Annotated in this window: 22 protein-coding genes; 10 read left to right on the top strand and 12 right to left on the bottom strand. The window is 46.9% G+C overall.

Annotated elements, in window-relative coordinates; genetic code table 11:
• Positions 1-153 precede the first annotated feature (153 nt).
• From carA to NBZ79_RS05355, 4 genes are all read left to right on the top strand, one after another.
• Complete coding sequence (carA, locus tag NBZ79_RS05370; RefSeq protein WP_251936125.1) at positions 154-1,329, top strand: glutamine-hydrolyzing carbamoyl-phosphate synthase small subunit; 1,176 nt, start codon at positions 154-156, stop codon at positions 1,327-1,329.
• A complete protein-coding gene (carB, locus tag NBZ79_RS05365; protein WP_251936124.1) occupies positions 1,322-4,564 on the top strand; it encodes a carbamoyl-phosphate synthase large subunit in 3,243 nt (1,080 codons plus the stop codon). Before carA ends, carB begins: the two co-directional genes overlap by 8 nt.
• A gap of 96 nt (positions 4,565-4,660) precedes the next feature.
• Entirely contained in the window at positions 4,661-5,137 is a 477-nt protein-coding gene (gene greA, locus NBZ79_RS05360; protein WP_251936123.1) for a transcription elongation factor GreA, read from the top strand.
• A 97-nt stretch (positions 5,138-5,234) separates the two neighbouring features.
• Positions 5,235-5,618, top strand: a complete 384-nt coding sequence (locus tag NBZ79_RS05355) for a RidA family protein (protein ID WP_251936122.1) — start codon at positions 5,235-5,237, stop codon at positions 5,616-5,618.
• A 7-nt stretch (positions 5,619-5,625) separates the two neighbouring features.
• On the opposite strand, the gene NBZ79_RS05350 is transcribed toward NBZ79_RS05355, so the two are convergent.
• Positions 5,626-6,012: a cupin domain-containing protein gene (locus NBZ79_RS05350; protein WP_251936121.1), complete on the bottom strand. Its 387-nt coding sequence runs from the start codon at positions 6,010-6,012 to the stop codon at positions 5,626-5,628.
• Between the two features lie 218 nt (positions 6,013-6,230).
• On the opposite strand from NBZ79_RS05350, the gene NBZ79_RS05345 reads away from it, so the two are divergent.
• Both NBZ79_RS05345 and NBZ79_RS05340 read left to right on the top strand, forming a co-directional pair.
• Complete coding sequence (locus NBZ79_RS05345; protein ID WP_251936120.1) at positions 6,231-6,716, top strand: response regulator; 486 nt, start codon at positions 6,231-6,233, stop codon at positions 6,714-6,716.
• Positions 6,717-6,771: 55 nt separating this feature from the next.
• A complete protein-coding gene (locus tag NBZ79_RS05340; RefSeq protein ID WP_251936119.1) occupies positions 6,772-7,269 on the top strand; it encodes a hypothetical protein in 498 nt (165 codons plus the stop codon).
• Here NBZ79_RS05340 and NBZ79_RS05335 read toward each other — a convergent pair whose 3' ends face one another.
• The 4 genes from NBZ79_RS05335 to NBZ79_RS05320 all read right to left on the bottom strand — a co-directional run bounded on the left by NBZ79_RS05335 (position 7,270) and on the right by NBZ79_RS05320 (position 12,020).
• Positions 7,270-8,040 (bottom strand): SDR family NAD(P)-dependent oxidoreductase, encoded by a 771-nt coding sequence (locus NBZ79_RS05335; RefSeq protein ID WP_251936117.1) that lies wholly within the window; start codon positions 8,038-8,040, stop codon positions 7,270-7,272.
• Between the two features lie 14 nt (positions 8,041-8,054).
• On the bottom strand, positions 8,055-9,962 hold the full coding sequence (locus NBZ79_RS05330; protein ID WP_251936115.1) for a propionyl-CoA synthetase: 1,908 nt from the start codon (positions 9,960-9,962) through the stop codon (positions 8,055-8,057).
• A 166-nt stretch (positions 9,963-10,128) separates the two neighbouring features.
• Positions 10,129-10,893 (bottom strand): DUF1013 domain-containing protein, encoded by a 765-nt coding sequence (locus NBZ79_RS05325; RefSeq protein WP_251936113.1) that lies wholly within the window; start codon positions 10,891-10,893, stop codon positions 10,129-10,131.
• 128 nt (positions 10,894-11,021) lie between these two features.
• Positions 11,022-12,020: an NAD(P)H-quinone oxidoreductase gene (locus NBZ79_RS05320; protein WP_251936111.1), complete on the bottom strand. Its 999-nt coding sequence runs from the start codon at positions 12,018-12,020 to the stop codon at positions 11,022-11,024.
• A gap of 104 nt (positions 12,021-12,124) precedes the next feature.
• Between NBZ79_RS05320 and NBZ79_RS05315 the strand changes: the two genes are divergently transcribed.
• Positions 12,125-12,307, top strand: a complete 183-nt coding sequence (locus NBZ79_RS05315) for a DUF1192 domain-containing protein (RefSeq protein WP_251936109.1) — start codon at positions 12,125-12,127, stop codon at positions 12,305-12,307.
• Positions 12,308-12,747: 440 nt separating this feature from the next.
• On the opposite strand, the gene NBZ79_RS05310 is transcribed toward NBZ79_RS05315, so the two are convergent.
• From NBZ79_RS05310 to NBZ79_RS05300, 3 genes are all read right to left on the bottom strand, one after another.
• On the bottom strand, positions 12,748-13,017 hold the full coding sequence (locus NBZ79_RS05310; RefSeq protein WP_251936108.1) for a hypothetical protein: 270 nt from the start codon (positions 13,015-13,017) through the stop codon (positions 12,748-12,750).
• 65 nt (positions 13,018-13,082) lie between these two features.
• Positions 13,083-14,708: an acyl-CoA synthetase gene (locus NBZ79_RS05305; protein ID WP_251936107.1), complete on the bottom strand. Its 1,626-nt coding sequence runs from the start codon at positions 14,706-14,708 to the stop codon at positions 13,083-13,085.
• Positions 14,709-14,762: 54 nt separating this feature from the next.
• Positions 14,763-15,257: an Lrp/AsnC family transcriptional regulator gene (locus NBZ79_RS05300; protein ID WP_251936106.1), complete on the bottom strand. Its 495-nt coding sequence runs from the start codon at positions 15,255-15,257 to the stop codon at positions 14,763-14,765.
• 184 nt (positions 15,258-15,441) lie between these two features.
• On the opposite strand from NBZ79_RS05300, the gene NBZ79_RS05295 reads away from it, so the two are divergent.
• The 3 genes from NBZ79_RS05295 (at position 15,442) to NBZ79_RS05285 (ending at position 18,482) form a co-directional block, all read left to right on the top strand.
• On the top strand, positions 15,442-16,377 hold the full coding sequence (locus tag NBZ79_RS05295) for a mitochondrial fission ELM1 family protein (RefSeq protein ID WP_251936105.1): 936 nt from the start codon (positions 15,442-15,444) through the stop codon (positions 16,375-16,377).
• A 112-nt stretch (positions 16,378-16,489) separates the two neighbouring features.
• Positions 16,490-17,461 carry a thioredoxin-disulfide reductase gene (gene trxB, locus NBZ79_RS05290; protein WP_251936104.1) on the top strand — a complete coding sequence of 324 codons (972 nt, stop codon included), beginning with the start codon at positions 16,490-16,492 and terminating at the stop codon, positions 17,459-17,461.
• 130 nt (positions 17,462-17,591) lie between these two features.
• The gene (locus NBZ79_RS05285; protein WP_251936103.1) at positions 17,592-18,482 is read left to right on the top strand and encodes a LysR family transcriptional regulator; all 891 of its coding nucleotides are present in this window, start codon (positions 17,592-17,594) and stop codon (positions 18,480-18,482) included.
• Between the two features lie 895 nt (positions 18,483-19,377).
• Here NBZ79_RS05285 and msrP read toward each other — a convergent pair.
• The 4 genes from msrP to NBZ79_RS05265 all read right to left on the bottom strand — a co-directional run bounded on the left by msrP (position 19,378) and on the right by NBZ79_RS05265 (position 25,021).
• Positions 19,378-20,349: a protein-methionine-sulfoxide reductase catalytic subunit MsrP gene (gene msrP, locus NBZ79_RS05280; RefSeq protein ID WP_251936102.1), complete on the bottom strand. Its 972-nt coding sequence runs from the start codon at positions 20,347-20,349 to the stop codon at positions 19,378-19,380.
• A gap of 137 nt (positions 20,350-20,486) precedes the next feature.
• On the bottom strand, positions 20,487-22,502 hold the full coding sequence (locus tag NBZ79_RS05275; RefSeq protein ID WP_251936100.1) for an elongation factor G: 2,016 nt from the start codon (positions 22,500-22,502) through the stop codon (positions 20,487-20,489).
• Positions 22,503-22,694: 192 nt separating this feature from the next.
• Positions 22,695-23,897 carry a pyridoxal phosphate-dependent aminotransferase gene (locus tag NBZ79_RS05270; RefSeq protein ID WP_251936098.1) on the bottom strand — a complete coding sequence of 401 codons (1,203 nt, stop codon included), beginning with the start codon at positions 23,895-23,897 and terminating at the stop codon, positions 22,695-22,697.
• Positions 23,898-24,094: 197 nt separating this feature from the next.
• Entirely contained in the window at positions 24,095-25,021 is a 927-nt protein-coding gene (locus NBZ79_RS05265; protein WP_251936096.1) for a transcriptional regulator GcvA, read from the bottom strand.
• Positions 25,022-25,031: the final 10 nt, after the last annotated feature.

The raw sequence follows: 25,031 nt of genomic DNA, 5'->3' as shown, positions 1-25,031 counted from the left end.
ATTTTTCTTTGTAACATATTGATTTTAAAGGGAAATTTTTGCAACGGAAAACTTGACGGACCCACTCAAACTCCCTATGTTCCAGCGGAAATATCAACATTTGGCCAAAGTAAAACGGCTCGGCGGAATTTCCGCGAGAGGGTCCCTATCATCATGTCTTATGCGAGCAAATCCACGGACTTAAATATTGAACGGACAGCCACCGCCGTCCTTGTACTCGGCGATGGCAGCATCTTTCATGGATTTGGCGTCGGAATTGAAGGTGAAACGATCGGAGAGGTTTGTTTTAACACGTCCATGACAGGATATCAGGAAAGCCTGACAGACCCGTCCTTTGCAGGCCAGCTTATCACCTTTACCTTTCCCCATATCGGCAATGTCGGATTCAACGACGAAGATATCGAAACACATGGTGCCGCGGCAAATGGGTTGATAATTCGTGCAGAAATAACTGACGAAGCTAACTGGCGGGCAAAGGGGCATTTGGACGGTTGGTTGCAATCCCGAAACCTAATCGGCATTTCCGGGGTCGACACAAGACGCCTGACACATATTGTACGAAAATCAGGGGCGCCAAATGGCGTTATTGCCCACAGTAAAGATGGCAAATTTGACCTGGAAGATCTGAAAGCTAAGGCTGCTGCATGGCCAGGCCTTGAAGGGATGGATCTCGCGAAAGAGGTTTCCTGCACAGAATCCTATGATTGGACAGAATCCAATTGGGATATCAAAGAAGGTTATGGAGCGCAGACAAATCCGCGTCGGCACATTGTCGCGATCGATTACGGTATCAAGCACAATATATTGCGGTGTTTTGCGGAATTGGGATGTCGTATTACTGTTGTTCCAGCGACAGCAAGCTATCAGGATATTGCAACCTTGAACCCGGACGGCATATTTCTGGCAAATGGCCCCGGAGACCCAGCGGCGACCGGCGTTTACGCTGTTCCTGTTATTCGTGAATGTGTGGAAAGCGGGATACCAACGTTTGGTATTTGCCTTGGCCATCAAATGCTGGCATTGGCTCTCGGCGCTGACACAACAAAAATGCATCAAGGCCATCGCGGCGCGAACCAACCGGTCAAGGACTTGACAACGGGTAAAGTTGAAATCACTTCACAGAACCATGGTTTCGTCGTTGTTCGGGACAGTTTACCGGAAGGTGTCACTGAAACGCACAAGTCATTATTCGATGGCGTGGTTGAGGGGCTGAGCATCGACGGCAAGCCCGTGTTTTCCGTCCAGTATCATCCTGAGGCCAGCCCGGGTCCACAAGACAGCCATTACCTTTTTCAGCGGTTTATAGATCTGGTTGATAAACATGCCTAAACGTACCGACATAAAATCCATCATGATCATTGGTGCCGGCCCGATAATAATCGGACAGGCATGCGAATTTGATTATTCCGGCACCCAAGCTTGCAAGGCCCTGAAGGAAGAAGGCTACCGCGTCATTCTCGTGAACTCCAACCCAGCGACCATTATGACGGATCCGGGGCTTGCCGATGCAACCTATGTGGAGCCCATAACCGCAGACATTGTTGAGAAAATTCTGGAAAAGGAACGCCCCGATGCAATCCTTCCAACCATGGGCGGGCAAACGGCCCTGAATACCGCTTTGGAGTTAGCCGAACGAGGCACACTTGACCGGCTCGGTGTTCAGCTCATTGGCGCTAACCGTGACGCCATTGCTAAAGCCGAAGACCGGGATCAGTTCAGAACAGCAATGCTGAAAATTGGCCTTGATATGCCGGTAAGCGGCGTTGCTCACTCCCTTGAAGAAGCCTGGACGGTCCTCGAAAAAGTAAAACTCCCATGTATTATCCGACCTTCCTTCACATTGGGCGGTACCGGTGGTGGGATTGCTTATAATCGTGAAGAGTTTGAAGCGATCATTGCCTCTGGCCTCGATGCGTCACCAACCACAGAAGTCCTGGTTGAAGAAAGTATCGTTGGTTGGAAAGAATATGAAATGGAAGTAGTCCGGGATAAAGCGGACAATTGTATCATTATCTGTTCAATCGAGAATGTTGATCCGATGGGTGTGCACACGGGAGATTCCATAACCGTCGCCCCTGCCCTGACTTTGACGGACAAAGAATATCAATTGATGCGGAATGCCTCTATCGCGGTCTTGCGTGAAATCGGAGTTGAAACTGGTGGATCCAATGTTCAGTTTGCCGTCAATCCGGAAAATGGCCGGCTTATCATCATTGAAATGAACCCTCGGGTTTCGCGTTCAAGTGCATTGGCATCGAAGGCAACAGGCTTTCCCATAGCCAAAATAGCGGCAAAGCTGGCAATCGGCTACACATTGGACGAATTGGACAATGACATCACCGGCGTGACACCTGCATCGTTCGAACCAACCATCGACTATGTCGTGACAAAAATCCCGCGCTTTACATTTGAAAAATTTGCCGGCGCCGAGCCAAAACTTGGCACAGCAATGAAATCAGTTGGAGAAGCAATGGCCATTGGCCGGACTTTTGCAGAAAGTCTACAAAAGGCATTGCGGTCGCTTGAAACCGGACTAACCGGGTTAAATGAGCAGATCTTTGCCGGCCCAGGAGAGGAGCCGGCAGACAAGCAACGTATTCAAGCGATCCTGGCTTACCCGACACCTGATCGATTATTAAGTATAGCTCAGGCCTTCCGTGAAGGTTTAACACTGGAAGAAGTACGGGCAGCAAGTAAATATGAACCCTGGTTCCTCTCTCAAATTCAAGAAATTGTCGCTCTGGAGGCTGCCGTTAAAGACTCCGGTATCCCAACTACAAAAGGCGGATTGCTGAAATTGAAGTCAATGGGCTTCAGTGACAGCCGGCTTGCAGAGCTTGCGGGAACTAAAGAAGCCCATGTATATGCGGCACGTGAGAAATTTGACATTCATCCAGTGTTTAAGCGTATCGACACCTGCGCGGGGGAGTTTCCCTCTCAAACACCTTATATGTACTCCACTTATGAAGGAAATGAATGGGACCCGGCCGTATGCGAAGCAGACCCGACGGACACAAAGAAGGTCATCATTCTCGGCGGCGGGCCAAATCGGATTGGTCAAGGGATCGAGTTTGACTATTGCTGTGTACATGCTGCTTATGCTCTGTCCGAAACCGGCTATGAAACTATAATGGTCAATTGTAACCCGGAAACAGTTTCGACAGACTACGACACCTCTGATCGGCTGTATTTTGAGCCCTTAACAGTTGAAGATACGCTAGCCATCATACGAAAAGAGCAAAGCAACGGCACATTACATGGGGTGATTGTACAATTCGGGGGCCAAACCCCCCTCAAATTGGCGGCTGGTCTGGAAGCGGCTGGTGTTCCAATCCTGGGAACAACACCGGACGCGATCGATTTGGCGGAAGACCGCGAACGATTTCAACAGCTTTTGCACAAACTGAATTTGAAGCAGCCAGAAAACGGAATTGCTCGCTCTGTTCCCGAGGCTTTTACCATTGCCGAAAGAATAGGGTTTCCGGTCGTCGTTCGCCCTTCTTATGTTCTAGGCGGCCGTGGTATGGAAATTGTCAGGGATGCTGAATCACTCGATCGCTATATGCGCGAGGCGGTTCAAGTCTCAGGCGACAATCCTGTACTTGTCGATGGATATTTACAGAATGCCATTGAAGTGGATGTTGATTGCCTGTGTGACGGTAAATCAGTTTTTGTTGCTGGGATTATGGAGCATATCGAGGAAGCGGGCATTCATTCAGGAGACAGCGCATGCTCCCTTCCGCCTCATACGCTTTCCGATACTCTTATTTCAGAAATTAAGCGTCAAACTGAAGCAATGGCACTGGCATTAAATGTTATTGGATTGATGAACGTCCAATTTGCCATCAAGGACGATGTAATTTTTATCCTCGAAGTTAACCCAAGAGCCAGCCGTACCGTGCCGTTCGTTGCGAAAAGTATCAATTATCAGATTGCAAAAATTGCGGCTCGAATAATGGCTGGTGAAAGTCTGTCTGCTTTCAATTTGGAGTATCGGGCGCTTGATCACGTAACTGTCAAAGAAGCGGTTTTTCCTTTTACCCGTTTTCCCGGTGTCGATGTTGTCCTTGGGCCCGAAATGCGGTCCACGGGCGAAGTTATGGGCATAGATTCCGATTTTGGCTCTGCTTTTCTTAAATCCCAGATTGCTGCTGGCGTCAAATTACCAACAACCGGGACCATTTTCGTATCGGTCAAGGATCTGGATAAAGGAGCAATCAAGAATGCAGTTGCAAAACTCATCGATCTTGGATTTGATATTGTCTCCACTGGAGGAACAGCTGAGTTTTTGAATGCCCAAGGCCTAAAGGTCAAGCGCGTCAATAAAGTCATGGAAGGCCGGCCAAATATTGTAGATGATATGAAAAATGGCGATATCGCCATGGTCTTTAATACAACAGAAGGTGCACAGGCATTGCGGGACAGTTACGACATCCGGAATACAGCGCTCATGATGAAAACTCCCTATTCAACAACCGTTGCTGGCGCACATGCTACCGTGATGGCTATTGAAAAAATAAAAACAGGAACTCTTGAAGTTAAGCCACTTCAATCCTATTCTTAATTCCTTGACAACTGTTATATGAGATATTAATCAAGTCGCCTTTTTGGCTAGGCGAAACATAAGGCTATTGCGTGTAACACGTGATTTGAGAAGACAATGGAAAGAATACCTATGACAGCGGCTGGATTCACTCGGCTTGAAGCTGAACTGAAAGAGCTAAAGTCCAATGCACGCCCGTCGATCATCCAGGCGATTGCAACGGCACGTGAGCATGGTGATCTTTCAGAAAACGCCGAATATCACGCCGCCAAAGAACAACAGTCTCTGATCGAAGGCCGGATTGCCGAGCTTGCAGATAAGCTTGGCCGATCCGAAGTCATTGATGTTACCTCGATTTCCGGAGATCAAGTCAAGTTTGGTGCGACAATCCTGCTGGCTGACGAAGATACTGATGAGGAAACCAGGTATCAAATTGTTGGAGAAGATGAAAGTAGTATCGAACAAGGTCGACTTTCGATTACCGCACCTCTTGCGCGGGCTTTGATTGGAAAAGAACAGGGCGATAGCATTGAAGTGACTACGCCCGGCGGATCGAAGGCATATGAAATCGTCGAAGTTACGTATGTAGATTAGATTTCATTAAACTAAGTTTTCTGGCAAAGCCTTTCCAGTATTATGGGAAGGCTTTGCTGTTTTCTGCTTTAATACGCCAATTCTAGGGAGAAATGCTATGAAGTCGCGCGAAATCAACTCAGAACACGCTCCTGTCGCAGCCGGAGGCTATGCTCAGGCGCGTGAAGTAATTGATGGTAATCGCACCCTATATATTAGTGGCCAAATCCCGGTCACAGTCGATGGAAAAATCCCGGTCAGTTTTGACGATCAAGCGCAAGTTGCCTGGGACAATATCAAGGCACAGTTATCAGCAGCTAATATGGATATTGATAATCTGGTTAAAGTTACAACTTTTCTGTCGGATCGAAAATATGCCCTTCTTAACAGGAGAGCCCGCGCCACTGCATTGGGGGAACACAAGCCTGCACTTACTGTTATTATTGCCGGTATTTTTGACACTTCCTGGTTGCTTGAGATCGAAGCTATCGCTGTTGCATAAAATCTTCTTAACGCGGATCCTCTGCGGATGAATGATCTGTAGGCTGGGGGGTAACAGTCAATAACGTGACACCTTCAGGTGACTTAAATCGGTGCCAGCATGACTTTGGTACAACCGTAAGCATACCGGCTTGCAGTTCCAGAACATCTTCCCCTTCCTCCCCTAAAATAGTCAACTGGGTTTGTCCTGCCAACACGTGGACCAACTCATCGCCCTTAGTGTGACGCTCCCAAGGGCTTTCACCATCAAAACTTCCTGTAAAAACAGCGCCTTCATCATATTCTGCCAATCTGGCAAAGGCGTCTCCAACAACATCCTCCGGCATATCTTTTTGTCGATTTCTCAAGTGCGTCAATGACGCCAATTCAGCCTGAATATTTATGGCTTTAGGCATTCTCCATCTCCATTTTTCGTTAAACTCCTTACGGCTTGCAATGCGAGTTCCACCAATTTATGAGCGGGGCATCGCTGACCTTCAGAATCTTACAATTTTGACTAATACATATCATCTATAAAACAATTTTGCGTTTGTGAAGAATTAACAATTTTCAACTACAATTCCACGTATTGAAAAAATAGTAATTGGTAATTGAATAGCGCGATGGGTTTTTGATGGCGAAAAACTACAATTTCAAGAAGCTTGATATCTTGTTTGTTGATGACAACAAGAACATGCATTTAATCGTAAAGCACTTGCTGCAGGCGATGGACATTACTAATTTCCGAGGCTGCCTCAACGCGAACAATGCACTTAAAATGATGAAAAAGAAGCAACCTGACATCTTAATCACAGATCTGAAAATGGCATCATTGGACGGCTTTGAACTTATTGAGCGAATTCGTAGGGGTGAAGATGGCTGTGACCCTTATGTACCAATTCTCGTTCTATCGGGACAAACTGAAATTGATACTGTCATTAAAGCAAGAAATGTCGGAGCCACTGAGTTTCTGGCGAAACCAGCATCCGTCGGGTCTTTATATGATCGTTTGGTGTGGATGGTCGAAAACCCACGACCATTTATAAAGGCTGATGAGTTTTTAGGGCCTGATCGACGCCGTGCAATGCGTGGATATGAAGGCCTTGAAAGGCGGGAGTAAAAGTACTCTGACTTATGTTTTCCACTAAGTTTTATGTTTTTTGTCAAGGCACCTCATGGTCAAAATAGAAAATAAAGGCGACTATGAAATTCATCGGCCGCCGGATCGGCTGCAAACAAAAGTTGAACAGGATACCGGTATCTCGTTCGACGAAATCGAAAAACGATCAGAGCAAAATATGCATGCTCTGGCAGAAAAATTTCTGATTGGTGCTGCTGATAGTATCAAAGAAATTAAAAAATCTTGGCAGGCCCTCGCTGAAAACACAGGAACATTCTTAGATCGTGATATTATCTTCAATCATTGCCACGATCTAAAAGGAATGGGTGGATCGTTCGACTATCCTCTGATCAGCTTGGTTGGGGAGAAAATTTGTCTGCTGACAGGTAACGCTATCGAAGTCGAAGCGTTAAACCTGGAATTCATAAATGCGCATGTTGACATTCTAAGCTGGTCAGTCGCAAATCATGTTGGAAGTCCGAATGATCCGCGATCGATAAAGCTTTTGACGGCACTGGAAAATGCCAATGTTGTTACAATATGCAAGGGCTGATCAAGCTTCAGGTACCGGAGATGTGTAGTTAAGTCCCAATCGTCCACCATCCGCATAAATAACCTGTCCCGTAATATATGAACTTTCATCGGTTGCCAGGAATAATGCAACGTCGGCTATTTCCTCGGGTTTTCCTGTTCGGCCCATAGGCGTTCTCGATAGGATTGCATGACGGGCTGCTTCATCCTCCATCACCTGGTTCAACATATCGGTAGCGATCGAGCCAGGCCCTATCGCATTAACCCTTACGCCGCGTTGAGCTAGAGAGACTGCCATAACGCGTGTTAATTGATTCAAACCACCCTTCGACACGTTGTATGGCAGAATATTCGGAATGGTCAGAAGTGAGTTTACCGAAGACATATTGATGATACTGCCGCCGCCTTCCTGATTAACCATTACTTTACCAGCAGCTTGGCTAAGCAAAAAAGCACCTTTGAGATTAACGCCCAACACAGCATCAAAATCTTCCTCAGAAATTTCCAGCACATCTCCTGTACGAAGAATGCCGGCATTATTGACCAGGATATCGACACGCGCCTGATCATTCATAACTTTTTCGACCAGTGCAACACACTCGGATTTTTTAGAGACATCACAAATCACGGGAATCGCTGACGATCCCAGTTTTTCCGCTGCGCTTGTTGCTGCTGCTCCATCTATATCTGCTACGTAGACTATTGCTCCCTGCGCCAAATAACGTTGGGCGATACTGTAACCGATCCCTTGGGCGGCACCAGTTACAATTGCAACCTTGTCTTTCAACCGCATGGTCATTTCCTCAATTACTTTTTTGCTATGGGATAGCCGACTGTCGCAAGGACATCAGCAATTTCTGTTACTATGGAGGGATCGTCGATTGTTGCCGGAACTATAAGGTCTTCGCCGTCCGCCACTTTTCGCATGACACCTCTCAATATCTTACCGGAACGCGTTTTTGGCAATCGGGCAACGACCAGCGCAATCTTGAACGCTGCGACGGGGCCAATTTTTTCTCTGACAAGTCCTACGAGTTCCTTCTTTAGATCTTCATGGTCACGATTCACACCAATATTCAACACGACAAACCCCATCGGCGCTTGTCCTTTTAGCTCGTCTTGTACGCCGATAACCGCACATTCCGCGACGTCCTTGTGACCCGCCAAAACCTCTTCCATGCCGCCAGTTGAAAGCCGGTGACCTGCGACATTGATAATATCGTCCGTCCGCGCCATGATAAAGAGATACCCATCTTCATCTACATAACCAGCGTCGCCCGTTTTATAGTATCCGGGAATATCACTTAGGTAAGAATTGATATAACCTTGGTCGTTGTGCCATAACGTCGGCAACGTGCCCGGAGGTAGAGGTAGCTTAATTGCGATCACACCAATATCACCGGTTGCTTTTTCTGAAAATGCGTCTTCTTCATCAATAATTCGAATGTCATATCCGGCCACTGGTAAAGTGGGACTTCCCAGCTTAACAGGTTTCATTCCGTACCCCATACAGTTAGCCCCGATTGGCCAGCCCGATTCCGTTTGCCACCAATGGTCAATAACAGGTACTTTCAAGGCATCCTGAGCCCAGATAATGGTATCGGGGTCTGCACGTTCTCCTGCGAGAAACAGAGTTTTAAAGTTACTGAGATCGTAGTTCGCAAGCAGTTTCGCCTCATGGTCATACTGCTTGATCGCGCGAAACGCAGTCGGCGCTGTAAACAACGCTTTAACTTTATGATCTTGAATAACTCTCCAGAAAGTGCCCGCATCCGGTGTCCCAACGGGCTTCCCTTCAAACAAAATTGTCGTGCAGCCATGCAACAATGGGGCATATACGATGTAGGAATGCCCTACAACCCAGCCAACATCCGATGCAGCCCAAAAGACTTCTCCGGGATTGATGTCATAAACATATTTCATGGACCATTTCAGGGCTACCGCATGTCCCCCATTGTCACGGACCACTCCTTTGGGAATACCCGTAGTCCCTGATGTATAAAGGACGTAAAGAGGATCTGTCGCCGCAACAGGTACACAGTCAACAGGTTCTGAAGCCGCCACTAACTCCTGCCAATCATGGTCACGCCCCTCGACCATGGACGCTACACATTCTGATCGCTGCAGAATCACACTGCTCGAAGGCTTATGTGTCGACATCTCAAAGGCTTCGTCTAGTAAAGGCTTATACTCGACAATTCTTCCCGGTTCCAAGCCACACGATCCCGCTATGATGCAAACAGGTTTTGCATCGTCAATCCGTGTGGCCAGCTCTTTGGGTGCAAATCCCCCAAATACCACAGAATGTACCGCCCCTAATCGCGCACAGGCAAGCATCGCGACAAGTGCTTCAGGTACCATTGGCATATAGATCAAAACCCTATCGCCCTTAGTGACACCAAGACTTGCTAGTCCCCCAGCAAATCGAGCAACGATTTCTGTAAGTTCGCGATACGTAAATTTCTTGACCTGGTTCGTCATGGGGCTGTCGTATATCAACGCATGTTGATCACCTCGCCCTTCCTCAACATGCCGATCGAGGCAATTGTAACAAGTGTTGAGCTCCCCACCCTCGAACCATTTATAAAAGGGTGGATTGGTATCGTTGAGAACAGTCGTCCAGGGTTTATACCAGCTTATGTCCGAGGCTGCCTCTCCCCAAAACCCGTTCGGGTCTTGCAAAGAACGCTGATAGTCTTCTTCATAAGTGGCCATAGGTTACTCCCTGAATCTATTCTTAGTTTGTCCCTAGAAAAACAACGGTTACCGTTCAAAGTCAATAGAGACCATTATTAGATACAAAAATCGATCAATTTCATTGATACAAAACAAAACCGCGAGAAAAATCTCGCGGTTTGTTATCGGATATATACTCTATCAGCTAGCTAGACGAAGGCTTGAAAATATCGTCAAAGCTTTTGGCAATTTTAGCCGCCTCATCTTGTTTTTCCGTACTTGCATCGGTCTTTCCAAAGACGGCCTCCGCTTCAGCCATCGGATCGTAGGCTTCTTCTTTTTGGGCCTGCTGTTTTTTAAGCTCGTAAGGAGTTAGTGGCACCGCGGCAGCTTCAGCAGCGACCGCAGCAGCGACTTCTTCCATCAATTTACCCCGGTCCTCGTCGGTCCGCCGATGCGCCGATTTCTTAACGGCTTCATCCAATTCAAGCTGTGTGCAGATACCAACACTTACGGGATCTCGTGGCCGAATATTTTGCGTATTCCAATGAGTTTTATCCCGAATTGCAGTAATGGTTGTTTTTGTGGTTCCAATCAACTTGGATATTTGCGCATCTGTAAGCTCTGGATGAAACTTAACCAACCAGGAAATTGCATCCGGCCGATCTCCACGTCGAGAAACAGGTGTATAGCGACCACCGCGTCGCCGTGGTTGCGGCACATCACCGGCAGGTTTACTCAGCTCAAGACGCGCAGTAGGGTCATTCTGACAACGGTCCAGTTCTTCTTGCGTGAGTTGGCCGCTTGCAGTCGGATCCTGCCCAACAATACCAATAGCGACTTCACCATCCGCAATTCCTTGGATTTCAAGTGAATGCAAACCGCAGAAATCGCCAATTTGTGCAAATGACAAAGCTGTATTATCAACTAACCAAACAGCCGTTGCCTTTGGCAATAATGGCGTAACCATAATATCTCCTTATGTGGCCCTTCCCAGCGAGAGAGGGGCCTACTGCTATTTCTTCACTGTATATGGCGGATATCACCCCTAAAGTCTAGGCCGTATACGCCAATATCTTCGTCAAGCAAGCGTTTAAATCAAACCTCAAGGACGATTTTCCCAATATGCGAGGAATCGTCAATCCGTTTATGTGCTGCAGCGGCTTCTTTTAGAGGAAACACGCTATCCATGACCGGACCAATTGATCCGGCTGCAAGTAACGGCCAAACCTTCTCTTCCAATGCCGCGCCAATTTCAGATTTCGCCTGAATGGACTGCGGCCGCAAAGTCGAGCCTGTTATCGTCAGGCGTTTCATCATAACTGGAGCAAAATTAACTTCCGCCGCTGCGCCGCCTAAAAAAGCGATATACACAAGCCGGCCTTCTACGGCAAGGGCTGATATATTTCGTTGAATGTAATCACCGCCCACCATATCCAGAATGAGGTCAACACCACGTCCGTCGGTCAACTCCTTAACAATTTTTACAAAATCCTCGTCATTGTAATTGATGCCTCGCTCCGCACCCAAGGCTTCAACTTCACGGCATTTAGCGTCTGTTGAAGCCGTTGTGAAAACTCGCGCACCAAAGGACTTCGCGAGTTGAATGGCAGTTGTTCCAATGCCGCTAGCGCCACCATGAACCAAAAAAGTCTCTCCACCTTTAAGTCGGCCCCGATCAAATACATTTGTCCATACCGTAAAATATGTTTCTGGGATTGCGGCAGCACGTACGAGGTCGTAACCCGAAGGCACGTCCAGACATTGGGCTTCCGGCGCGATACAATATTCAGCGTAGCCACCACCGGCAACCAACGCGCATAAACTATCCCCAACTTTAAATCGGGTGACGCCAGAGCCAACAGCTGCAACGGTGCCAGATATTTCCAATCCCGGTATATCGGAAGCTCCTGGCGGCGGCGCATACCCCCCCATCCGTTGCAATACATCTGGGCGATTAACTCCGGCGGCGACAACCTTCACTAAAACATCATCATGCCCTGGGGACGGTACAGGACGGTTTGTTGGTACTAATCCTTCCGGGCCCCCAAATTCTTTAATTTCAATCGCTGTCATAGTTGTAGGCAACGTGATCATTTTTTTCTCCGACTTTTTATTTGTCCGCATGCAAAGCAGCAAGTTAGTATATTTGCAGGTTTATACTGACGCCCGTGACGCATAGCATATTGAGGATAACTGCGATGACAAGTAACGATGAAGAATCTTCACAAAGTCTGTCTTCAAACGTCAATTTTGACACTATGTCGATTGACGACCTGCATGAGTATATTGCAGATATGACCACTGAGATCGAAAAGGTCAAATTGATTATTAAAAAGAAACTGGCCGCCCAGGACACCGCCGATAGCTTTTTCAAAAAATAGGACAATATGATTTTCTAAATCATTCGCACACTTAAAACTCCGTCCGAATCATGTCGAAAAAATGACCATAAGTGGTCACGATAAATCCATTTGCGTGTATTCGTTAATTGTAATTTAATAAATTTTCGCTACATTGAAAGATGTAGTCCGATACGGATTACATGGATTGGAATCCCAATTCCAGTCCTTATGACGCCTCCCTGTTGACTTGGGCCGCCTTTCATAGGCGGCTCTTTTTTTGACCCGCCTACGACTAAAAAAGAATATTTTTTGACGTATTTGTGACAGAGTCTCTTGACTCTCATTCCCATTCAGCGTTTTAATTCCGCGTTCAGAACAAGTCTGACAGGTAGAGGCAAATAAAAGAGGGGGCGCCGTAAATGGCAGCCCCCTCAATAATTTAGGGTTTTTAACCTAACTTTGATTTTCATCCTAGCACATCAGTGACCAATACGCGGAGGGCCTCCTTTTCCAGCCTGACTGGGACCAAATGCCTTATCCAGAGTAGTCGTACTGTCTTCGGCAAGCTCGATAGCGTTGGTCAGCAAATTGAGTATACGCATATTGTTTGCAAGAACAGATTTAGCTTCAGCACGCGGATCATCTGTGATCAACAGGCAGCGCTCCAAAATATCGTTTCGCACCATCGCCAAAACGTCTTCCAGCTTTTTACCAGCTGGATTTTCTTCCGTAACAAGGTACTGGGTCAAGGCCGCATCCTCCGAAGTAAATTTGGATGTAGACAATACTCAGAACTTGGTTAATTTTTTGATAACTACAGGTTTCTGGCTGTTTCGCGGAGAACGAATTTTTGCACCTTCCCTGTCGACGTTTTAGGTAATTCAGCAAATATAACAGTTTTGGGGCACTTGAAATGTGCAAGATTGTCTCTGCAAAAAGCTATAATTTCAGATGAAGTAGGGGATTTGCCGTCTCTTGGCGTCACAAAGGCGCACGGTGTCTCGCCCCATTTTTCATCTGGGCGCGCAACTACGGCGGCTTCCAGAATTTCCGGATGCTTGTAAAGGACATTTTCAACTTCAATAGTCGAAATATTCTCGCCGCCAGATATTATAATATCTTTCGAACGGTCTCTCAGCTCAATATATCCATCTTCATGAATGACACCCAGATCGCCAGAATGGAACCAGCCACTTTCGAATGATGCATCCGTTGTTTTGGCGTTTTTTAAATACCCCTTCATTATGAGATTTCCCCGTAACATCACCTCACCCATGGTTTGACCATCCCATGGAACAGGTGTCATCGTTTCCGGGTCCATTATATCTAGCTCAGCAAGTGCATGATATCGAACTCCCTGGCGTGCCTTCAACGCTGCCCGTTCGTCCTTAGGCTTATCGTTCCATTCAGGGTTCCAATCACAATAGACAGCGGGCCCGTAGGTTTCAGTCAGGCCATATACGTGGGTAACGTCAAACCCCATAGCATCAATTTGGGCAAGCACCGCGGCAGGAGGTGGCGCACCTGCGACCATCGCTTTAACGCCCTTGGGTGCCTTTGCCTTATTCTCGTCCGTTGTATTGATCATCATTGAAAGAACAATGGGCGCTCCGCACATATAATCTACACCATGCTTCTGCATCTGATCATAGATTGCGGTGGCTTCAACATTACGCAAACAAACATGCGTGCCGCCTACAGCCGTAACGGTCCAGGGAAAGCACCAGCCATTGCAATGGAACATCGGTAACGTCCACAGGTAGGTCGCTGATTTGGGCAGGTTCCACGTCATCGCGGACCCTGTCGCCGCCAGATAGGCGCCACGATGATGATAAACGACACCCTTTGGATCCCCGGTAGTTCCCGATGTGTAATTTAACGACAGGGCTTGCCATTCATCTTTCGGCGCGTGCCATATGAAATCCGGATCGCCTGAGGCAAGGAAGGTTTCGTAATCCATTTCACCCACCAGCACACCCGAATCGGCCAATGGGTCATCAATATCAATTACAATTGGATTTACTGCACATATAGACAATGCTTCAGAAATGAGAGAAGAGAAAGATCGGTCTGTGATTAAAAGTTTGCAGTCGGCATGGTCGAGAATAAAAGCAAGGGCTGCTGCATCAAGCCGTGTATTAAGTGCATTCAAAACTGCACCAATCATCGGGATCCCGAAATGACTTTCCAACAGAGCCGGTATATTAGGTGCAATCACCGAGACAGTGTCACCTATACCAATTCCTCTATTTTTGAGGGCACTCGCCAGCCGCCGTGTTCTGGCATAGAACTCCCGGTAGGTATAGGACCAGTCACCGTGTATTACTGCTGTTTTATCAGGGTATACTTCAGCCGAGCGTTCGATGAAAGTCAGCGGTGACAGGGGTTCAAAGTTCGCTGCATTCATATCAAGATTGGTTTCGAACGGATTCGCGGCCATTTGTTGTCTCCCACATGGTATCTAGATAATTTTACTTTTTTACACTGCGTTTGGTTACGTTTCGTCAATGCCAACATTTGTTTCAACCGGAACACCCGGCAAATATTTGGAAACACGAATACCAAGCGAGGTTTTTACATGAGCAACATTTGGTGCAGCTGTTAATTCGTGGGTTAAAAAATGCTGATAGGTATCCCAGTCTTTCGCAACAACTTTTAATATAAAGTCATTTTCACCGGCTAGCATGTAACATTCCCGCACCAACGGCCATGCCGTTACCCTTTCTTCGAATGCGGACAAATCAACCTCGGCCTGACTTTGCAAGCCCACCAATGCGAAGACCGTTACGCCAAATCCAAGATTCTCAGAGTTTAACTGAGCATGGTATCCTTGAATAAAGCCCGTTTCCTCCAGGGCTCGCACGCGCCGTAAACAGGGAGGGGCCGATATACCAGCATTTTTTGCCAGTTCAACATTAGTAATTCGGCCATTTTCCTGCAAATCGTGCAGAATACGGCGATCTATTTCGTCTAGTTTAACACGTTGCATTATTTCCTCCGGCTGTCAGTTGTGCGCAATATTATTACAAGGATTGCATTCCGCCAAGAGATAGAAGCAGGGAATATGCCAAATTATCAAATTTACGGCTTAGGACTTGACCTATGGGAAAGGGACCGCTTAAAGCAGGGAAATGAATGTGAACGAAAAGAAGAAAAATATGACATGTTGGGTCATGACCGACGGAAGCGCCGGCATGGAAGTCCAATGCATTGGATTGGCAGAGGCGCTAGGGTTGGAATACGTTGTAAAACGTATTCAGACGAAGAAACCCTGGCGTTGGTTTCCCCCGGCCCTTTGGATATCACCGTTATCTCAACTTAAGCCGGAAAGTGATCCGATCAATGCACCCTGGCCAGATATTCTCATAACCTGTGGGCGACATTCAATACCGATCAATATGGCTATTAAAAAAGCAAGTGGCCAAAAAACATTCACCATCCATATCCAGACACCAAATACAAACTCTGCGAATTTTGACCTCGTCATCGTTCCGGAACATGACAAACTTCGCGGCCCGAACGTATTGGTTGCCGAAGGGGCTTTGGGACGGATCACTCCTGAACTTTTAAAAGCAGAAGGAGATAGATTAAGATCATCGATTGAGACTCTCCCACGACCCATTGTCACGGTCTTGGTAGGCGGCAGCAACAAGTGCTATGACCTGACACCGGCTGTCATGTCGAACCTTGCCAAGGATTTAGCGTCTTTACACGATCAAACCGGCTGCAGTTTTCTGGTAACAACATCGCGACGAACCGGGCATGAAAACGAAACCATATTAGCCGAAGCTCTTGCTAAACTTCCTCATCAAATATGGAAAGGGCAAGGAGAAAACCCTTACTTTGGATTTCTCGATCTGGCATCCGCAATCGTGGTAACAGCCGATTCCATTAATATGGTTTGTGAGGCGAGCTCTATGGGGAAACCGGTTTATATATTTGAATTATCCGGCGGGAATCAAAAGTTCAAGCATTTTCACCAAAGAATGCAGGACATGGGTTATACACGCCCCTTTACTGGCAAATTGGAGCAATGGTCTTCCACACCATTGCTTGAAACGAAGAGAATTGCCTCTGAAGTTCTTAAAATCTTATCCAAACGCACATAATTTTGTGATCTGGGTCGCAAAACCGATACGCCCACTTGCATGCCCTCGCCGCACATTATACATAATCTGATATTGCATTTTAGAATCTGCTTTTTGAGCGCCGGAGAACCGCATGGCTGAAATCCACAATACTGATGTTTTAATAATTGGCTCTGGTCCAGCGGGCGATACCGCTGCAGTTTATGCGGCACGTGCCTCTTTGGACCCGATTCTCGTTCATGGATTGCAGCCAGGTGGACAATTGACCATTACAACAGATGTCGAAAACTACCCTGGATTTGCAGAGCCAATCCAGGGCCCATGGCTAATGGAACAAATGGAAGCTCAGGCTAAGAATGTCGGAACAAGAATTTTCAATGACTACATCACAGACCTGGACACAAGCCAACGCCCGTTTGTCGCTACAGCAGACTCTGGGACAAAATATATTGCGGAAACCGTCGTCATTGCGACCGGCGCGGCGGCAAAATGGCTGGGCCTTCCTTCTGAAGAAAAATATATGGGTTTTGGTGTTTCCGCCTGTGCGACATGTGATGGGTTTTTCTATCGTGGAAAGGAAGTCATGGTAATCGGCGGAGGAAACACAGCCGTTGAGGAAGCAATTTACCTGACAAATCATGCGGACAAGGTGACCCTGGTTCATCGGCGCGATTCCTTGCGGGCGGAAAAAATCCTGATCGAACGGCTTAAGAAAAATCCGAAAATTGAGATAATCTGGGATCATGTTCTGGAAGAAATTATCGGTGAAGCAGATCCCTTTGGTGTAACTGCAGCCAGAATTCGCCATGTTCATACGAATGAGACACAAGATGTGTCAGTTCATGGGGTATTTATCGCTATTGGTCATAGCCCGAATACAGAGCTGTTTAAAGAAAAATTGGAAATGGATGACGAGGGATATTTGATTACAGCTCCTGATTCGACAGCAACCAATATTCCCGGCATTTTTGCCTGTGGCGATGTGCAGGACAAAATTTACCGCCAAGCTGTTACTGCAGCGGGTACCGGATGCATGGCCGCCCTTGAAGCCGAAAAATTTATTGCGGCTAATGAAAGCTCTACATCTAAGGAAGCTGCTGAGTAAGCCAGGATAACCGAAATATTGCGAGACAACCTTGTCTTCGATGCAAATTATCGGGTAATCTGACTTTATAATAAGAAAAGGTTAGTCCCAGTATTCCTGGGTGCCCTTAACCTGTAATCTGGACATCAAGATGGACTGGGATAAACTTCGCGTTTTTCATGCCGTAGCCGAAGCGGGTAGTTTTACTCACGCCGGTGAAACCCTGCATTTAAGCCAATCTGCTGTTAGCCGACAGATTAGTGCACTCGAAGACAGCCTGAAGGTTGCCCTCTTCCATCGTCATGCCCGCGGCCTTCTGTTGACGGAACAAGGAGAATTGCTATTTCGGACGGCGCATGATGTTTTTGCCAAACTCGCAATGACTGAAGCGCAGCTGATGGACGCGCGGGAAAAACCGTCTGGTGAGATCCGAGTTACGGCAACAGTTGGCCTCGGAGCGAACTGGCTCACACCCCGCATTCGTGAGTTTATCGAACTATATCCTGAAATTACCGTAAACCTAATTCTGGCCGATCGGGAACTCGATCTTGGGATGCGCGAAGCAGATATTGCCATCAGATTAAGGGCACCCGTGCAACCTGATCTTATTCAGCGCAAACTAATGACGGTCAATCACCACTTATACGCCTCCCCTGATTTTTTGAAAAAACATGGGACACCGTCGACCATTGAAGATGTTATTGATTTCAACCTTATCGTTTACGGCGATGAGGCACCGACAAATATTGCCAATGTCAATTGGGTGATGAAAGAGCTTTCCGAACTTGGAAAGGAAATAGTGCCGGTCTTCAAGGTCAATAATGTATATGGATTGTTGTTGGCTGTCCAAAGTGGCCTCGGCATCGCCAGCTTGCCCGATTACATCGTCCAGGGACATAGCAATGTAGTCCGTATTCTTCCAGATATGGGCGGCCCTTCCTTCGACAGTTATTATGTTTACCCAGAAGAATTACGAAAATCCAAGCGTGTTACAATTTTCAGGGACTTCCTAATTCAAAAAGTCGCCGAATCTGCTTTTTAAAACAACATCTTATCAAGCTATGCAGTAATTGCATATCGGCGTTGCCGAGATTGATCTTTCCCTGACCACAAGAATTTCATACAAAAGGGCATACGATGTTGCATTGCAATATCAGTTTTCACGAAAGATCTCTTGATCTTTGTGAATGTTGCAAAAATTCCTCCCAGTTTTTTGCAACGTCATGTCTCCCTGACATGACACCTCCCTGTTAGACTTGCCGGCCATTCATTTGGCCGGCATTTTTTTTGCGCCCCTTCAGCATTACATAAATTTCGCCGTTTTTAATGCCATAAGAGATCCAATAAACTGCATATCTGGCATGCATGAATTACATAGGTGCAGTGCAATATTTCTATTGAAAAAGCGTTAGCCATACACTAAGTTTTGATCATGAATGTTGCATTGCAGCATTGATCAGTTATCAGCTCCCAGCTGATATGTGGATTGTGTGTTTTCCTCCCAGACACATACAATCGGTATTATCGAAGGATATACCTCCCTTTAGACTAGGCCGGCCTCGCAAGGGGCCGGTCTTTTTTTGATATGCATTAAATGCATGGCAGCCATGAATTTTTTCGGGTTCAAATTTTCTGATTGCATCCAATATACAGTAATAGCGATGCTGCAATGCAGCGTGCTACCACACCAGACCCCTTCTGGTGTTGGACAATAGGGCTCCTCCCTGCCCGACTTGTCCCGTATCTCGAGAGAGATGCAACCTCCCTGTTAGACTTGCCGGCCATTTATTTGGTCGGCATTTTTTTTGATGATTACTCTGATCATCACGAAAACCGGTAGAAAATGAATCTGGAGCAGCAGGAAATGCCCGCCAGCATTGCAAGACGCCAGCGAGCAATTGAAATACAATGCAGGTATGTAATGCTTAAATTTAGCGTCAAATAAACAGGTTTTGGCCCTTTATGTCTTTATACATATCGGCAACAAATTCACCATATCCGTTGTAGATGATTGTTGGAACTCGTTCACCTGTACCAATATCCCGCTCTGTTGCCTGAGACCAACGTGGATGATCAACTTCGGGATTAACATTTGCCCAAAAGCCATATTCTGACGCATTAAGTTTTTCCCAGAAAGTTACCGGCCTTTTGTCCGAAAAATGAAAACTGACAAGAGATTTCGCCTGCTTAAAGCCATATTTCCACGGTGCTGCCAACCGTAAAGGAGCGCCGTTCTGTTTCGGCACCGGCTTGCCATACATACCTGTTACCATAAAGGACAGATCGTTCGTTGCTTCTTCCATCGTCAGACCTTCGGTATATGGCCACGGGTACCAAAATTGTCTTTGTCCGGGAGCGACGGCCTTATTTTCAAATGTTTTCATAACAAGATACTTAGCATTCGACGTTGGAGCCGCCAATTTTACCAGTTCTTTCAATGCAAAGCCGCTCCAGGGAACTGCCATGGACCAAGCCTCAACACAACGGTGGCGGTAAATACGCTCCTCAAGAGGCATTTTAGCAAGTAGATCATCAATATCTATTTCCATCTCTTTCTCAACCATGCCCGTAATTTTGACAGTCCACGGCCGAATAGGAAGCGCTTGAGCGGCTTTGGAAATATTTTTATGCGAGCCGAACTCATAAAAATTATTATAAGTAGTTGCAATTTTTTCTGGCGTCAGTTTTCGGGCTACAGTGTAGAGCTCATTCCTTGGAACCGGATAAAGACCCGCACTTGGATCCCCTTCCTCAGCAAGAGCCTGACGAAAAGGGGATAACGCACCAGCAGAAGCCAGCATACCCGCACCTGCAAAGCCTTTTAAAATCGATCGCCGATTTATAAAATCATTTTCTGAAGTAGCCTGGGATTCCGAGAGTTCCCAACCTTTACGAATTTTTATCAGCACGCGCCCACTCCTTCATCAATCACACTTGTTTCCAAGGATAATTGACACCATCGCCGGTAAACTACAATTCAATAGTCCGTGAGATACCGCGGATTTCTCAAAATCATCAACGCAATACAGAACTCGGAAAAACTCCCTCAGTCCCGGTTTTGCAGAACCTTTTCAGCATTTTGACCGGTGAGCTCTTGAAGGTGATCAAATTCGCTTCTGTAAGTCCCCACCCCTAAGGTAGCAGAACGCAAGTCTACAATAAGATCCTGAACTTCGGATTCAGGTATCATTGCAACCAGTAAATCCCATCCATCCCAGCCTTGCCGCGCATCGAAGCCGAGAATTTGACCCCTTCTACCACTGACAATACTATTTACTTTGGACGTATATTCTGACGGCATTGCAATTTCCACCTTATAAATGGGCTCCAGTAATACCGGATCACATTTGGGCATACCTTCGCTCATGGCAATGCGCGCCGCGGATCGAAACGAGTTCTCGGAACTATCAACTGAATGGAACTGGCCATCAAACAAGGTCACTTCCACATCCACAACGGGGAACCCCAACGGGCCTTCCATCAAATATTCCTTCACACCGTGCTCGACAGCTGGAATATATTGGCGAGGAACCGAGCCACCGACAATTTTTTCCTCAAAGTTAAATCCGGCGCCACGCGGCAGCGGTTTAATTTCAATTTGCACATCGCCAAATTGGCCATGCCCTCCGCTTTGTTTCTTGTACCGCGCATGCTGAGTTGCGGATTTACGGATTGCTTCTTTATAGGCAACTTTCGGTTTTCTTGATTTTATCTCCAGACCATATTTGTTTCGTAACCGTTCCAGGGCAACTTTCAAGTGGATTTCTCCTTGCCCCCAGAGCAAAAGCTCCTGAGTTTCCTGCTTGTGCTCCGCTATCAAAGACGGATCTTCCTCAACGATCTTTCCGAGTGCCGAGGAAAGCTTTACATCGTCCTCTCGCTTCTCCGCGAACAGGGCATAATTATAAACCGGTTCCAGTGAGGAAACAGGGCGGGCATGATTGGCTTCATCTGTCGTCAGTATATCTCCGGTATGGGCGTCTTCAAGCCTCCCAAATGCAACAATATCACCCGCCGTAGCCACTGTGACTTTTTCTATTTTGCTTCCCTGCATTCTAAATAACCCGCCTATGCGGCCCGTTGTAAAACTGTCACCGTCACTTATTTTACCGGACCAAATTCGGGCAAGTGAAAGCTTGCCGCCTTGTGCTGACATATAGGTTTTTAGGACTTGCGCAATCGCGGTAGTATCATTACCGGATAGTCCGCTTCGTTGAGCAGAGACCTGGGCTTCGGGCACTTCATGGCGCAAGGCCTTCAACAATCTTCGGACACCATGATCCAGATCCGCAGATCCCAGAAATACCGGCGTGACTACCCCTTCGCTCAAATCGTTCTGCAAAAGGGTGTATATTTCTTCTCTTTCAGGCTCGATATCCTCAAGAAGCTCTTCCATCAGATGGTCATCGAAATCTGCTAGTTTCTCCAACATTGAAAATCGCGATGTGCCTTCCTCTTCCGCCATTTCCGGTGGCAGATCGATAATCCTCGATGCATTGCCCTCCTTATAGACATAAGCTCTTTCTGACGCGAGATCCACATAACCGGTAACAATGCCATCCTTTAAAATAGGGACCTGCCGCAGCACAAGAGCCCTGTCAGTAACAGACTGTAATGAGTTGAATAATTCCTGTACTGATCCATGTGCCTTATCAATTTTATTCACGAAAACAAAGGTCGGCAAACCATAATCTTCGAGCAATTTCAAAATCGGCGACAGCGTAAGAACTCTATTTTGATCCGGTTCACATACCACGATCGCCGCATCTACACCGCGAAGAGCATTTTCGGTTTCCTGAAAGAATTCAATGGAGCCTGGACAGTCGAGAATGGTGAAATCATCACCGAGATAGGTCATATGCGCAGCATTTACTTCAACACTCATATTTCGGTCACGGGCTTCTTTAGAACTGTCGCCGGTGGAAGTCCCGGAATTGACATTGCCTTTTCTGTCAATTTCGCCGCAAATATGCAGGAATGCTTCGAGAAGAGTTGTTTTACCACTTGAATAGGGGCCTACCAGCGCTACGCTGCGAGGCCCCTTTGGCTTGAGTACCGCCATAACGTGCCTCCCTTTTTGTTAGGATGTTCTAATGTTCCTCTTCCTGTTTGAGTCCTGCAACAAAAAAATGACCCGAAAATTCATCTTTCGCACTTTTGTGCTGGCTTGCAAAAATTATTTATCCAATTTGGGAGATTCATAAGAAAAGGCGGCCGAATCACTGGCCGCCTTTTATCAATTTTCTACGCCCACTTAAGAAAGGCTGGCGCAAAACCGCTGTATTCGATTACAGGCTTCTGTGAGGGCTTCCGTAGAAGTCGCATAGGACACCCTAAAATGTGGTGAGAGTCCGAACGCTTCGCCATGAACAACCGCAACCCCTTCCGCTTCGAGCAATGCCGAAGCAAAATCTAAATCACTTTCGATAATGTTCCCCTCAGGGGTTTTCTTTCCGATACATCCGGCACAAGACGGATACACATAAAACGCGCCTTCGGGCTTCGGACAACTTAAGCCGGCAGCTTGATTTAGCATGCTAACCACCAGATCACGTCGTTCTTCAAACGCTTTTGCGCGCTCCGCAATAAAATCCTGAGGGCCTTCCAACGCCTCAAGTGCAGCGTGCTGACTGATTGAAGATGGGTTTGACGTACTCTGGGATTGAACTTTCGCCATGGCTTTGATCAGTTCGACAGGACCTGCACCATAACCAATGCGCCAACCAGTCATCGCATAAGCTTTTGACACTCCGTTCATTGTCAAGGTTCGATCATAGAGTAAAGGCTCGACTTGTGCAGGAGTCACGAATTCAAATCCGTCATAAACCAGATGCTCATACATGTCGTCTGTCAGGACCCAAACGTGCGGGTTCTTCAGCAACACATCTGTAATCGCTTTTAGTTCGGACCTGCTATAACCAGCGCCAGATGGGTTGGACGGTGAATTGAAAATCAACCATTTTGTACGCGGTGTAATCGCAGCTTCAAGGTCCGCTGCCTGCATTTTGAAATTCGTCTCAGCCGTTGTCGAAACGAAAACAGGTTCCCCTCCACCAAGCAAAACCATATCCGGATAGGATACCCAATAGGGTGTCGGGATAATAACTTCGTCACCCGGGTTTAGCGTTGCAACAAAAGCATTGTACAATATTTGCTTGCCGCCAGTTCCAACTGTTACTTGCGAGGTCTCATATGTCAGGCCATTTTCGCGCTTGAACTTATTACAAATTGCTTGTTTCAGCTCAATTATTCCGTCAACGGCCGTATATTTCGTCTTGCCTTCCTCGATGGCCCGTATGGCCGCTGCCTTGATATTCTCCGGCGTATCAAAATCAGGCTCCCCTGCACCAAGGCCGATGACGTCACGACCTGCCGCTCGCAGTTCAGCAGCTTTCGTTGTCACAGCAATGGTTACTGATGGTTTAATACGGCTCAAACTTTCCGCAATTATAGACATTACCTTATTCTCTCTGAGTTAGGATAAAGGGGTGACATGTTTTCCCCCAACAAGCCTCACTTCTATACTCATAAAAATGAGCTTAAGCCATAAATTTTTCGCTTGTTGGCGGCGTTTTATCAGGCCGCTCGACAATTGATAGAATTCATTGGGGGATTGTCGAATTTCCTACAAGCCCTCGCTGCAAAACAACCCGGTTATTCAACTTCCTCAATTGAACTGGACATGAACCGGCCTGGATCCATTGCGGCTTCTTTCATAAGCCATGTCCGAAAGGCCGCAATACGAGGACGATCAGCCTTTTCTTCCGGGCAAACAATATAATACGCATGTCCTGCCTTCAATGGCTGCTGATTAAATGGCCGCACCAAGCGCCCCGCGATCAGATCATCTGCTGCCAAGGTACTTCGTCCCAGTGCAACACCCTGTCCCGCCATCGCCGCAGTCAGCACCATGGAACTGTCGTTGAAGCTTGGCCCTTTTTTGGGATCTACATTTTCAACGCCTGCAACAGTCAGCCAAGTATCCCAATCAATCCGCATATCATCATGCAACAACGTGTGAAATTGAAGATCCTCCGGCGTTCGAAGAGGATGCTCTCCGGTCAGTAAACTAGGGCTGCAAACTGGAAATAGCACATCTTCCGTGAGAAGTTTTTCAACACGAAGCCCTGGATAGTTCCCATTTCCATAGCGCACCACTATATCGACATCATTTCTGTCGAAGTCAGTCAATAGATCTGATGCGGAAAGCCTGACGTCTATGTCTGGATGTTCGTCGCGAAACCGGCTTAGTCTCGGCAATAACCAACGCGCAGCAAAAGATGGCATGGTATCAACATGTAAAGCACCCGCGGCATCTTGTTTCATTAACTTTTCAGTGGCACTACTCAATAGCTGTAATCCCTCACGAACACCTAAAACATAACTTTGCCCTTCATCAGTTAGCATTACCGCCCGGTTCAATCTCTTGAACAAATCCACCCCTAGCCAATCTTCCAGCGCCTTAACCTGATGACTAACTGCGGCTGGGGTGACATATAATTCTTCGGCCGCTTTTGAAAAACTTAACTGACGAGCAGCGGCTTCGAAGCTTCTTAATGCATTGAGCGGTGGTAAACGCATATTTTTCTCG

This window comes from Sneathiella marina (assembly GCF_023746535.1).
Lineage (GTDB): Bacteria > Pseudomonadota > Alphaproteobacteria > Sneathiellales > Sneathiellaceae > Sneathiella > Sneathiella marina.
Note: the sequence above shows the minus strand (reverse complement) of the source record. Positions and strands in the feature narration are given on the sequence as shown.